We start from the raw sequence: 12,932 nt of genomic DNA, 5'->3' as shown, positions 1-12,932 counted from the left end.
ACCCCGTCCGCACTCCTCCCGGTGCCGGACGGCCCTGACGTTGCTTGCTGCATGGCGGCGTCCCCACGCCGCTTCCCCGCACCGCCCGTTACACCACGAACTGTTCGCTGAGGATACGTTCCTCCAGATTGTGCTCCGGGTCAAACAACAGGGTCACGGTTCGGTCCTGCGATTCGCGGATCGTCACCTCCACCACGTCGCGGACTTCGTGCGAGTCGGCGGTGGCGCTGACCGGCCGCTTGTACGGGTCCAGCACCCGGAACCGCACCTCGGTGTTCGCGCGCAGGATCGCGCCGCGCCAGCGGCGCGGGCGGAAAGGCGCGATCGGGGTCAGCGCGATCGTGCTTGAACCCAGCGGCAGGATCGGCCCATGCGCGGAGAAGTTGTAGGCGGTGCTGCCGGCCGGCGTGGCGGTCAGCACGCCGTCGCAGATCAGTTCGTCCAGCCGGGTCTGTCCGTTCAGATCGATGCGGATGTGCGCGGCCTGGCGGGTCTGGCGCAGCAGCGAGACCTCGTTGTAGGCCAGCGAGCCGGTACTGGCGCCGGATTCGGTCAGCGCCAGCATCTCCAGCGGCCGCAGCTTGGCCGGCTCGGCCTGGGCGATCCGGTCCAGCAGATCCTCGCTGCGGTACTGGTTCATCAGGAACCCGACCGTTCCCAGCTTCATGCCGAACACCGGTTTGCCCAGGCTGCCGTGCCGATGCAGGGTCTGCAGCATGAAACCGTCGCCGCCGAGCGCGCACAGCACGTCGGCTTCCTGCGGATCCTGGCTGCCGTGCAGGGCGGTCAGTTCGGCCAGCGCGTGCTGCGCTTCGGCGGCCGGACTGGCGAGAAAGGCGATGCGGGGCGTCTGGCTCATCCCGGGTTCCTGGTGGCTTGCCGGAGAGGATAACGGCAGAAGCCCGGGATTGGATGACCGCGATGCCATCCGTTCCGGGCCGCGCAAAAAAACAGGCCGGGTTGCCCCGGCCTGTTTTCGCCATCACGAGCGCCGCGATCAGCCCTGCGCGGCCAACTGGCCCAGCCGCTGCACCGCCACCGAAGCGGTCGGATAGTCCAGCGTCTTCTGCGCGGCCAGCTCGTTGAGCATGGCCAGGGTGAAGCGCAGGCCGGCGTCACCGCGCTGCAGCCAGGCCTGGACCTTGGCGTCGGCGGTGTTGCCGGGCATCGACAGCACCTGCGAGGTCAGCGTGCGCTGGTGGTTGGTCAGCTCGTCGCGCAGCACGCCACGGGCCACCGCATGCCAGCGCCCGTCGACCTTCAGCGCGTCGACCTGATCCACCAGCCACGGCAGGTGCAGGGCTTCGCCCAGGCGGTAGTGGACCTTCGACACCTCGACCGGCTTGAGCTTGCGGGCACGCGCCAGTTCGATGATGTCGCAGGATGGCTCCAGGTACGGCAGCGCCGCCAACTGGCCCGCGAGGCCGGCCGGCAGGCCCTTGTCCTTCCAGGTCTGCAGGCTGGCGTTGTACGCCGGACGCAGCGAGTCCGGCAGCACGCCGTCGGCGGCCCGGATTTCGTTGAAGCCGTCGTAGTAGCGCTCCACCGCGGTGGCGATCGCCGGGATTGGACCCTGGCGGGTCAGCAACCAGCGGGTGAAGGTACGCTGCACCGACCAGATCACCTGCAACGCGTCGATCTGCACCGACTCCGGCACCTTGCCGTCGAGAGCGTCGATCTGCACCCACAGCTCACGCGCGTCCAGCGTCTCGCGGGTGATGGTGAAGGCCTTGGCGACCTCCGCCGGGCTGCGGCCGGTGTCCTCCTGCATGCGCAGCAGGAAAGTCGCGCCCATCCGGTTGATGGTGGTGTTGGTCACCGCGGTGGCGATGATTTCGCGCTTCAGGCGGTGCTTCTCCATGTCCGCGGCGTACTTCTTCTGCAGCGGCTTGGGGAAGTAGCGCTGCAGTTCCTTGGACAGGTACGGATCTTCCGGGATGTCCGAATCCAGCAATTGCTGGAACGCCACCAGCTTGGAGTACGACAGCAGCACCGCCAGTTCCGGCCGGGTCATGCCCTGCCCGCGCGCCTTGCGCTCGGCCAATTCCGCATCCGAGGGCAGGTACTCGATCTGGCGATCCAGCAGGCCCTGGGATTCCAGGGTCTGGATGAAGTGCTGCTTGGAACCCAGGCGCGCCGCGCTCATCCGCTCCATCAGGCTGAGCGCCTGGTTCTGGCGGTAGTTGTCCCACAGCACCAACTGGGCGACCTCGTCGGTCATGTCCGCCAGCAGCTTGTTGCGGGCATCCATGCGCAGCTTCTTCTCCTGCACCACGCCGTTGAGCAGGATCTTGATGTTCACCTCGTGATCCGAGGTGTCCACGCCGGCGGAGTTGTCGATGAAGTCGGTGTTGAGCAGCACGCCATGCTGGGCGGCCTCGATGCGGCCCAACTGGGTCAGGCCCAGGTTGCCGCCCTCGCCGACCACCTTGCAGCGCAGGTCGCGCCCGTCCACGCGCAGGCCATTGTTGGCGCGGTCGCCGACATCGGCGTTGGTCTCGCTGCTGGCCTTGACGTAGGTACCGATGCCGCCATTCCACAGCAGGTCGACTGGCGACTTCAGGATCGCGCTCATCAGCTCGTTGGGCGACAGCGACTTCACGCCGTCGGCCAGGCCCAGCACCTCGCGCACCTGCGGAGTGATCTCGATCGACTTGGCGGTACGCGGATGGATGCCGCCGCCCTTGGAGATCAGCTTGGTGTCGTAATCGGCCCAGCTGGAACGCGGCAGCTTGAACAGGCGCTGGCGCTCCTGGAAGCTGCGCGCCGCTTCCGGCGACGGGTCCAGGAAGATGTGGCGATGATCGAACGCGGCCACCAGGCGGATATGCGGCGACAGCAGCATGCCGTTGCCGAACACGTCGCCGGACATGTCGCCGATGCCCACGCAGGTGAAGTCCTGGGTCTGCGAATCGCGGCCCAACGCGCGGAAATGGCGCTTGACCGATTCCCAGGCACCGCGCGCGGTGATGCCCATGCCCTTGTGGTCATAGCCGACCGAACCGCCGGAGGCGAACGCATCACCCAGCCAGAAGTTGTGGGCGATGGCCAGGCCATTGGCGATGTCGGAGAACGTCGCCGTGCCCTTGTCGGCGGCGACCACCAGGTACGGGTCGTCCTGATCGTGGCGGACCACGTTCAGCGGCGGAACGATCTTGCCGCCGACGATGTTGTCGGTGATGTCCAGCAGGCCCTGGATGAACATCTTGTAGCAGGCGATGCCCTCGGCCAGCACCGCGTCGCGATCTCCCCCCACCGGCGGACGCTTGACGAAGAAACCGCCCTTCGCGCCGACCGGCACGATCACGGTGTTCTTCACCATCTGCGCCTTGACCAGGCCCAGCACCTCGGTGCGGAAATCCTCGCGGCGATCCGACCAGCGCAGGCCGCCGCGGGCGACCGGGCCGAACCGCAGGTGCACGCCTTCCACGCGCGGGCCGTACACGAAGATCTCGCGGTACGGGCGCGGCTTGGGCAGATCCGGCACCTTGGCCGAATCGAACTTGAAAGCGATCGTGTGGGCCGGCTGGCCATCCACGCCAATCTGGTAGTAGCTGGTGCGCAGGGTCGCCTCGATGGCGCCGATGAAACCGCGCAGGATGCGGTCCTCATCCAGGCTGGACACGCGATCCATCAGCTTGAGCAGCGCCTTGTGGGTCGCCTCGACCTGTTCCTCGCGCTTGCCGCCACGGGCGTCCAGCACCGGTTGCAACGCCGTCAGCGTGGCTTCGTCGCCCTGCGCCAACGCGCGCAACTGGGCGGCGAAACGCTCCTGGCCGGCCTTGATTTCGGCCTTGCTCTCATGGCCGACCGCCGGATCGAAACGCGCCTCGAACAGTTCGACCAGCAGGCGAGCGAGCAGCGGATAACGGTTCAGCGTCTCCTCGACGTAGCTCTGCGAGAACGGCACGCCGGTCTGCAGCAGGTACTTGCAGTAACCACGCAGCATCGCGATCTGGCGCCAGGCCAGGCTCGCGCCGAGCACCAGCCGGTTGAAGCCGTCGTTCTCGGCGTCGCCGTGCCAGATCCGGGCAAAGGCCTCCTCGAACTGCGCGTGCAGGCGATCGGTATCGATCGCGCCGCCCACCGCTTCCACCTCGAACTCCTGGATGTAGACCGGCTCGGCGGCCTCCAGCCGGAACGGGTGTTCGGAGATGACCCGCAGGCCCATGTTCTCCATCAGCGGCAGCGCGTCCGACAGCGGAATATCGGCCTGCTGGCGATACAGGTTGAGCCGCAACCGGCCCTCGCCGGCGCGCGCGCGGCGCGAGCGGTGCAGGCTCAGGCGCAGCGCGTCCGGACCGTCGAGCGCGGCCAGGTTCTCCACGTCGTTGGCGGCGAATTCCGGCGACACCGTTTCGATGTAGCCGGCCGGCAGCGCGCGGCCGAAACGGCTCATCAGCTTCAGGCCCTCGCCTTCGCCGTGGCGCGCGATCAGCGTCTCGCGCAGATCGTCCTGCCAGTTGCGCAGCAGGTGGGCGATGTCGGCTTCCAGCGCGGCGGTGTCGACGTCGATCTGCTCGCCGGCCTTCGGGCGGATGGTGAGGTGCAGCTGCGCCAGCGGCGACTCGCCCAGTTGCACGTTGGTATCGACGTACTCGCCATGCAGGGCCTGCTTCAACAGCGCCTCGATGCGCAGGCGCACGTCGGTGTTGAAGCGATCGCGCGGGATGTACACCAGTGCCGAGAAGAAGCGGCCATAGCGATCACGGCGCAGGAACAGCTTGCTGCGCACCCGCTCCTGCAGGCCGAGGATGCCCATCGCGGTGCGGTTGAGTTCTTCCTCGCTGGACTGGAACAGTTCCTCGCGCGGCAGGGTTTCCAGGATGTGGCGCAACGCCTTGCCGCTGTGGCTGCTCGGCGACAGGCCGGAATTGCGCATCACGAATTCATGGCGCTCGCGCACCAGCGGGATTTCCCACGGGCGGCGGTTGTAGGCGCTGGAGGTGTACAGGCCGATGAAGCGCTGCTCGGCGATCGGGGTGCCCTTGGCGTCGAATTCCAGCACGCCGATGTAGTCCATGTTGCCCGGGCGATGCACGTTCGAGCGGCGGTTGGTCTTGGTCAGGATCAATGCATCGACCGAACCGGATTGCGGCATGTAGTGCGCGGCCAGGGTCTTGACGCTGCGCGGCGTCGAGGCGTCGTCGCCCCGCAGCAGGCCCAGGCCACTGTCTTCCACCGCACGCAGGATGCCGTCGCCATTGCCCTTCTCCACGCGGTACTCGCGGTAGCCGAAGAAGGTGAAGTGGTCATTGGCGGCCCAGCGCAGGAATTCCTGCGCCTCATGGCGGCCGGCGTCGCTGATCGGCAGGCGGCGGGTGGCCAGGTCGTCGGCCAGCGTGAGCATCTTCTCGCGCATCACGCTCCAGTCGCGGACGATCGCGCGCACTTCTCCCAGCACCTGGCGGATGCGCTGTTCGATGCGCGGCATGTCGCCGGCCTGCTGGCGATCGATCTCCAGCACCATCAGCGATTCCGGCTTGCCCTCGCCCACCGCGGTCGCCTTGCCGGCCTTGTCGCGGGTGAAACGCACCAGCGGGTGGCCCAGTACGTGCACGCCCACGCCCATCTCCGCCAGCGCCATGCTGACCGAGTCGACCAGGAACGGCATGTCGTCGTTGATGATCTGCAGCACGGTGTGCGGCGCTTCCCAGCCATTGGCCTGGGCCGTGGCGTTGAACACGCGCACGTTGGCGGTGCCGGGCTTGCGCGCCCGCGCGAATTCAAGCATGTCGGCGGCGATGGCCGCCCAGATTTCCGGTGCGTGGTGCGGATACTCGTCATCCGCCATCCGCTTGTAGAACGCTTCGGTGAAGGCCAGCGCCTCGGCCTGGCGCGCCGCCGGCACGCGCTTGCGGATGGCCGCGTAAATCGGCTCCAGCGAGAACACCGCCGGCCCCTTGCCCGCGCTGCCCGCCGGGATGGTCTTGACCGCCTTGCTGGTCTTGCTGGCCGCGGCCTTGCCCGCTGCCCCCGCGGCCTTGGCCGCGCCGGTCTCCGGTCGGGCAGCCACCTTCTTGGTCGGGGTCTTCTTCGGCGTCACCGCCTTGGCGGACTTGGCCGCGGCCGGTTTGGGCTTCTGTTTCTTCGGGGCTTTCTTGGAGCTGCGCACAGCGTTCATGCAGATGGAGACTCTACGATTGGTAGTCGAATGGTCATTGTATCCCCCGTCGCCATGACAAAACTTGTTGCGCGGCGTCATAAGAAGGGGTTGCAAAGCACTAGACGAAGGACTAGGCGATTTGCCTCATCGGTGATTCCCGGTGCGATGACGGAGCCATGCGCATGCCGATGGAATCCCCATCGGGGAACCTCTGGCGCCTCCAGCATGAATGGCGCCCTTTGCACACACGCCAAGCCGCCTTTCAAGCCTGTTCAAATTCTAAACTGGACGGTATAGTCCAACGCCTTATGTCGTCCGTCCTCCCCTCCTTCGCCGCGATCCAGCGACGGCAACGCGTGCACGCGGCCGTCCGCGAGTTGCTGGCCGAACAGGGATTCCGGATCAGCATGGACGCGGTGGCCGCCCGGGCCGGCTGCTCCAAGCAGACCCTGTATGCCCAGTTCGGCAGCAAGCAGGCGCTCCTGCGCAGCATGATCGACGAGCACCTGGACCTGACCACCGTTCGCCTGGAGGACGGTCCCGGTACCGGCAACGATGTCCGCGGGACCCTGCTCGCCTTCGCGATGGAGCATCTGGCCCACCTGTGCGATCCTTCGGTGGTCGCAACCAGCCAGTTGCTCACCGCGGAGGCCCACCAGTTTCCCGAAGAGGCGAAAGCGCTGTACCGGGACGGTTGCGAGCGGCTGACGGAACGGCTTGCCCGCTGGCTCGCCTCGGCCATGGAACGCGGCCTGCTGAAGCAGGACGATCCGCACCTGGCGGCCGAGTTGCTGTTGAGCATGATTACCGGCCTTGATTTCGAACGGCAGCGCTTCGCCGTACCGCATCGACGCAGCCTCGCGGCCCGCCGCCGCTGGGCCGAGTTCGCCGTCGACGGGTTCCTCCGCGCCTTCCCGCCCGCCATCGGCAGGGCGGCGGCGGCGGACGCCCCCTCTATACCCCCCCAAGAATTCCAAATCTGACACGGAGCTCCACCGATGACCGCCCCCGTCCGTTCCGTCGCCCTTTGCTGTGCCCTCGCACTGGCACTGGCTGCCTGCAGCAAGAACCAGGAACAGCCGCAGATGCCGCCACCCGAAGTCGGTGTGGTCAAGGCCAATCCGCAGACCGTGCCGCTGGAGCGTGATCTGGTCGGCCGGTTGTCCCCGGTCCGCAGTTCCGACGTGCGCGCCCGCGTCTCCGGCGTGCTGGTCAAGCGCGTGTACCAGGAAGGCACCGACGTGAAGGAAGGCCAGGTGCTGTTCCAGATCGATCCGGCGCCGCTGCGCGCTTCGCTTAGCGCGGCGCAGGCCAACCTGGCCTCGGCGCAGGCGACCTACGCCAACGCCAAGGTCTCCGCCGATCGCGCCCGCCAGCTGGCGCCGCAGAAGTTCGTGTCCAAGTCCGACCTGGACAACGCCGAGGCCGCCGAACGCAGTGCCGCCGCCGCGGTCCAGCAGGCCCGCGCCAACGTCGAGACCGCACGCATCAACCTGGGCTACGCCAGCGTCACCGCGCCGATTTCCGGCCGTGCGGGCAAGCAGCAGGTGACCGAGGGCGCGCTGGTCGGCCAGGGTGAAGCCACCCTGCTGACCACCGTCGATCAGCTCGATCCGCTGTACGTCAACTTCTCGATCAGCGCGGCCGAACTGGAGGCGCTGCGCAGTGCCCAGAGCGGAGGCAACGTGCAGTTGTCCGACACCGGCACCGCCCAGGTCCAGGTCAAGCTCGCCGACGGTACGATCTACGACCAGCCGGGCACCCTGGATTTCTCCGGCGTGGTGGTGGATCCCGCCACCGGCAGCGTCTCGCTGCGCGCTACCCTGCCCAACCCGGATCGCAAGCTGCTGCCCGGCGCGTTCGTCACCCTGCGCGCCACCCTGGGCCAGCAGAACAATGCCTTCCTGATCCCGCAGGGCGCGATCCAGCGCGACACCCAGGGCGCCTATGCGATGGTCGTCGGCCAGGACGGCAAGGTCGTGCGCAAGCCGGTGGATGCCAAGCAGGCCGTCGGCGCCAACTGGCTGATCACCAGCGGCCTGGCCGCCGGTGACCAGGTCGTCGTGGACGGACTGCAGAAGGTTCGCGAAGGCGCTCCCGCCAAGCCCGTGACCGCCGGCGCCAAGCCGGCCCAGCCGGGGGCCGCGGCGGGCCAGAAGCCCGCGGCCGCCGAAGGCGCGAAGCCGGAAGGCAAGGCCGAATAAGGATCCGCCCCCATGCCCAAGTTTTTCATCAACCATCCGGTCTTCGCCTGGGTCGTGTCGATCCTGATCTCGCTCGCGGGCGTGATCTCGATCCTCAACCTGGGCGTGGAGTCCTATCCCTCCATCGCCCCGCCGCAGGTGACGGTCAGCGCGAGCTATCCCGGCGCCAGCGCCGAGACCACCGAGCGCTCGGTGACCCAGGTCATCGAGCAACAGCTCACCGGTATCGACAACCTGCTGTATTTCAGTTCCACGTCGAGCTCTTCCGGTCGCGCCACGGTCACCCTGACCTTCCAGACCGGCACCGACGCCGACATCGCCCAGGTCCAGGTGCAGAACAAGGTCGCGCTGGCGACCCCGCGCCTGCCGTCCGAGGTGACCGCGCAGGGCGTGGTGGTGGCCAAGGCCAACGCCGGCTTCCTGATGGTGGTGGGCCTTCAGTCGGACAATCCGGCGGTGGATCGCAACCACCTCAACGACATCCTGGCCTCGCGCGTGCTTGACCAGGTCTCGCGCATCCCCGGCGTCGGCAGCACCCAGCACTTCGGTTCCGAGTACGCCATGAACCTTTGGCTGGATCCGGGCAAGCTGCAGGGCTACAACCTGTCCTCCAGCGAAGTGCTGGCGGCGGTCAAGGGCCAGAACGTGCAGTTCGCCGCCGGTTCGGTCGGTTCCGATCCGGCGCCGGAGGGCCAGGCGTTCACCGCGACCGTGTCGGCCGAGGGCCGGTTCACCTCGCCCGAGCAGTTCGAGAACATCATCCTGCGCGCCAACAGCGACGGTTCCACCGTGCGCCTGAAGGACGTGGCGCGGGTCGAGTTCGGCGCCCAGAACTACGGCTTCGACACCCAGTACAACGGCAAGCCGGTCGGCGCCTTCGCCATCCAGCTGCTGCCGGGCGCCAACGCGCTGAACGTGGCCGAGGCCGTGCGCACCAAGATGGACGAGCTGCAGCCCAGCTTCCCGCAGGGCGTGTCCTGGTTCTCGCCGTATGACACCACCACCTTCGTGACCATCTCGATCGAGGAAGTCGTCAAGACCCTGTTCGAGGCGATCCTGCTGGTGTTCCTGGTGATGCTGATCTTCCTGCAGAACTTCCGCGCCACCATCATCCCCACCCTGGTCATCCCGGTCGCCCTGCTGGGCACGTTCTGGGGCCTGAGCGTCATCGGCTTCACCATCAACCAGCTGACCATGTTCGCGCTGGTGCTGGCGATCGGCATCGTGGTGGACGATGCGATCGTGGTGATCGAGAACGTCGAGCGCATCATGGCGGAAGAGAAGCTGCCGCCGCGCGAGGCCACCATCAAGGCGATGGACCAGATCACCGGCGCGGTCATCGCGATCACCGTGGTGCTGGCGGCGGTATTCATCCCGTCCGCGCTGCAGGGCGGCGCCTCGGGCGAGATCTACAAGCAGTTCGCGCTGACCATCGCCATCTCGATGGCGTTCTCGGCGTTCCTCGCGCTGGGCTTCACTCCGGCGCTGTGCGCCAGCTTCCTCAAGCAGCACGAGCATGACAGCCACGAGAAGAAGAACATCGTCTTCCGCCTGTTCGAGAAGTACTACGCCAAGGTCGAGAAGACCTACGTCGGACACATCGGCGCGGCAATCCGGCATACCCCGCGCTGGATGGTGGTGTTCGCGCTGCTGACCGTGCTGTGCGGCTTCCTGTTCACCCGCATCCCGAGCAGCTTCCTGCCCGAGGAAGACCAGGGCTACGCGCTGGCGATCGTGCAGTTGCCGCCGGGCAACACAATGAGCAAGACCAACGAGGTGTTCACCCAGATCCGCGGCACCCTCAGCCAGATGGAGGGCTTCGAGGGGATGATGCAGGTGTCCGGCTTCAGCTTCCTGGGCCAGGGCGAGAACGTCGGCATGGCGTTCATCAAGCTCAAGCCGTGGGACGAGCGCGAGGTCGTGGTCACCGACTTCATCCAGCAGGCCAATGGCGCGCTGTATGGCATCAAGGGCGCGCAGATCTTCGTGGTCAACCTGCCCACCGTGCAGGGCCTGGGCCAGTTCGGCGGCTTCGACATGTGGCTGCAGGATCGCAGCGGCGCCGGCGAGGCCGCACTGCTGGCCGCCCGCAACACCCTGCTCGGCAAGGCGGCACAGGACAAGACCCTGGTCGGCGTGCGCCCGAACACCCTGGAAAACGCTCCGCAGCTGCAGCTCAGCGTGGACCGCGTGCAGGCCCAGGCGATGGGACTGTCGGTCGGCGACATCTACACCTCGATCCAGCTGATGCTGGCCCCGGTGTACGTCAACGACTTCTTCTACCAGGGCCGTATCAAGCGCGTGAACATGCGCGCCGATGCTCCATACCGCACGGGCGCCGAGTCACTGGGCCGCATCTACACGCCCAGCAGCCTGCAGACCGACGCCAGCGGCGGACGCGCGATGATCCCGCTGTCCACCGTGGTCCATTCGGAGATGGGTTCGGTGCCGCCGTCGCTGTCGCGCTACAACGGCTATGCCGCCGTCAACATCAACGGCGCGGCCGCTCCGGGCAGTTCCTCCGGCCAGGCGATGACCACGATGGAGAACATCGTGACCAACGATCTGCCGCAGGGCTTCGGCTATGACTGGAGCGGCATGTCGTACCAGGAAATCCTGGCCGGCAACAGCGCCACGCTGCTGATGGTGCTGTCGATCGTGGTGGTGTTCCTGTGCCTGGCCGCCCTGTACGAGAGCTGGTCGATTCCGGTGGCGGTGCTGCTGGTGGTGCCGCTGGGCGCCCTGGGCGCGCTGGCCTTCACCATGATGCGCGGCCTGTCGAACGACATCTTCTTCAAGATCGGCCTGATCACCATCATCGGCCTGGCCGCCAAGAACGCCATCCTGATCGTCGAGTTCGCGGTCATGGAGCGCAAGATGGGCAAGACCCTGCGGGATGCGGTGATCACCGCCGCCCACCTGCGTTTCCGCCCGATCCTGATGACCTCGTTCGCGTTCATCATGGGCGTGCTGCCGATGGCGATCTCGTCCGGCGCCGGCGCCAATGCCCGCCACGCCATCGGTACCGGCGTGATCGGCGGCATGCTGGCGGCGACGTTCCTGGGCCTGCTGCTGATCCCGGTGTTCTTCGTCGCGGTGCGGCGCGTGCTCGGCGACAAGATGGACGAGCCGTCCCGCGAGTACCTGGAGGCGCACGACGTGCCCACCTCGCGCTGACGCCGCCAAGGCGTGCCAACGCACACGGAAACCCCGGCCTGGCCGGGGTTTTCCGTTTCTGGCGGATGCGATTCAAGGCATGCGCGGTGCAGTCGCCATTTTTGTAATGGCCATTATTTAACGCGCGGGAGGTGACTTCCTTCCCTTCCGGCGTCCCGTCTCATCCCGTGATAATCGCGCGATCCAAGATGTCGATCCGGGCCCCGCCCGTTCGTCGTCTTCCTGAATCCCCCACCATCGATGCCCGCCATGACACGGAACGCCACTGCACGGAAACCTCCTTCCACCACCCGCCGCATGGTCCTGATGCTGCTGGGCGTGGTCCTGATCTTCGGTGGCGTGTTCGCCATCAAGGCGTTCATGAACCAGGGCATGAACCAGTTCTTCGACAACATGCCCCAGCCGGCCTCCACCGTGACCGACTGGACCGCCAAGCGGGAACGCTGGGTCGATGCCCAGCAGGCGGTAGGCACGTTCGTCGCCATCCAGGGCACCGACGTGACCACCGAGGCCGGTGGCGTGGTGCGCGAGCTTTCGATCAACGTCGGCCAGCCGGTCAAGGCGGGCGCGGTGCTGGCGCGGTTGAATACGGCCAATGAACTGGCGGTGCTGCGTTCGCTGGAAGCTTCCGCCAAGCTGGCCGCCGTCCAACGCGATCGCTGGCAGGCGCTGGCCCGCGACAAGCTGGTCTCGCAGGCCGACGCCGAGGAGCGCAGCACCCAGGCCGCGACCGCGCAGGCCCAGGTCGAGGCGCAGCGCGCCCTGATCGCGCAGAAGACCATCACCGCGCCGTTCAGCGGCGTGCTCGGCATCCGCAAGGTCAGCCTGGGCCAGTACCTGAGTCCGGGCGACGCGATCGTCACCCTGCAGACGCTGGATCCGATCTACCTCGACTTCACCCTGCCCGAGCAACGCGTCGGACAGGTGACCCGCGGCAGCCGGATCCGTGCCACGGTCGATGCGCTCCCCGGCCAGGTGTTCGAGGGCGAGGTCACCGCGGTGGAACCGCTGGTCGATGTGGCCACCCGCAACTTCAAGGTCCAGGCGACCCTGGTCAATCCCGACGGCGCATTGCGTCCGGGCACCTTCGCCCATGTCGGCTTCGATACCGGCAGTGCGCAGGACGTGGTGGTGGTGCCGCAGACCGCGGTCAGCTTCAATCCCTACGGCAACGCGGTCTACGTGATCCAGGAAATCGCCCGCGCCAAGGGCGAGACCGACATGCAGGGCAAGCCGTTGACCGGCAAGAAGCTGATCGTCAAGCAGCGCTTCGTCAAGACCGGCGCCACCCGTGGTGACCTGATCGCGATCACCGAGGGCCTCAAGGCCGGCGAACGGGTCGCGACCACGGGCCTGCTGAAGCTGCGCAACGACGCCGAGGTGGTGGTCAACAACAAGGTCCAGCCGAGCGCCAACGCCGCGCCGGTTCCGGAAAACCGTTGACG

Annotated in this window: 6 protein-coding genes; 4 read left to right on the top strand and 2 right to left on the bottom strand. The window is 67.1% G+C overall.

Annotated features, from left to right (window positions below):
- Window positions 1-88: 88 nt before the first annotated feature.
- Window positions 89-859 (bottom strand): NAD kinase, encoded by a 771-nt coding sequence (locus ACTJI2_RS06825; protein WP_203321774.1) that lies wholly within the window; start codon window positions 857-859, stop codon window positions 89-91.
- Between the two features lie 138 nt (window positions 860-997).
- Window positions 998-6,124 carry an NAD-glutamate dehydrogenase gene (locus ACTJI2_RS06820; RefSeq protein WP_183641730.1) on the bottom strand — a complete coding sequence of 1,709 codons (5,127 nt, stop codon included), beginning with the start codon at window positions 6,122-6,124 and terminating at the stop codon, window positions 998-1,000.
- Window positions 6,125-6,414: 290 nt separating this feature from the next.
- Here ACTJI2_RS06820 and ACTJI2_RS06815 point away from each other — a divergent pair, with 290 nt between their 5' ends.
- From ACTJI2_RS06815 to ACTJI2_RS06800, 4 genes are all read left to right on the top strand, one after another.
- Window positions 6,415-7,089: a TetR/AcrR family transcriptional regulator gene (locus ACTJI2_RS06815; protein ID WP_183641732.1), complete on the top strand. Its 675-nt coding sequence runs from the start codon at window positions 6,415-6,417 to the stop codon at window positions 7,087-7,089.
- A gap of 15 nt (window positions 7,090-7,104) precedes the next feature.
- Window positions 7,105-8,310, top strand: a complete 1,206-nt coding sequence (locus tag ACTJI2_RS06810; RefSeq protein WP_183641734.1) for an efflux RND transporter periplasmic adaptor subunit — start codon at window positions 7,105-7,107, stop codon at window positions 8,308-8,310.
- 12 nt (window positions 8,311-8,322) lie between these two features.
- A complete protein-coding gene (locus ACTJI2_RS06805; protein ID WP_192197739.1) occupies window positions 8,323-11,487 on the top strand; it encodes a multidrug efflux RND transporter permease subunit in 3,165 nt (1,054 codons plus the stop codon).
- A 249-nt stretch (window positions 11,488-11,736) separates the two neighbouring features.
- Window positions 11,737-12,930, top strand: a complete 1,194-nt coding sequence (locus ACTJI2_RS06800; protein ID WP_440841534.1) for an efflux RND transporter periplasmic adaptor subunit — start codon at window positions 11,737-11,739, stop codon at window positions 12,928-12,930.
- Window positions 12,931-12,932: the final 2 nt, after the last annotated feature.

This window comes from Pseudoxanthomonas sp. 22568, from assembly GCF_052044485.1.
Classification (GTDB): Bacteria; Pseudomonadota; Gammaproteobacteria; order Xanthomonadales; family Xanthomonadaceae; genus Pseudoxanthomonas_A; species Pseudoxanthomonas_A beigongshangi.
Note: the sequence above shows the minus strand (reverse complement) of the source record. Positions and strands in the feature narration are given on the sequence as shown.

What these genes read in the sequence shown, in the direction of transcription:
- ACTJI2_RS06825 (WP_203321774.1), bottom strand. Translation starts at nt 859, where the DNA reads ATGAGCCAGACGCCCCGCATCGCCTTTCTCGCCAGTCCGGCCGCCGAA.
- ACTJI2_RS06820 (WP_183641730.1), bottom strand. Translation starts at nt 6,124, where the DNA reads ATGAACGCTGTGCGCAGCTCCAAGAAAGCCCCGAAGAAACAGAAGCCC.
- ACTJI2_RS06815 (WP_183641732.1), top strand. Translation starts at nt 6,415, where the DNA reads ATGTCGTCCGTCCTCCCCTCCTTCGCCGCGATCCAGCGACGGCAACGC.
- ACTJI2_RS06810 (WP_183641734.1), top strand. Translation starts at nt 7,105, where the DNA reads ATGACCGCCCCCGTCCGTTCCGTCGCCCTTTGCTGTGCCCTCGCACTG.
- ACTJI2_RS06805 (WP_192197739.1), top strand. Translation starts at nt 8,323, where the DNA reads ATGCCCAAGTTTTTCATCAACCATCCGGTCTTCGCCTGGGTCGTGTCG.
- ACTJI2_RS06800 (WP_440841534.1), top strand. Translation starts at nt 11,737, where the DNA reads ATGACACGGAACGCCACTGCACGGAAACCTCCTTCCACCACCCGCCGC.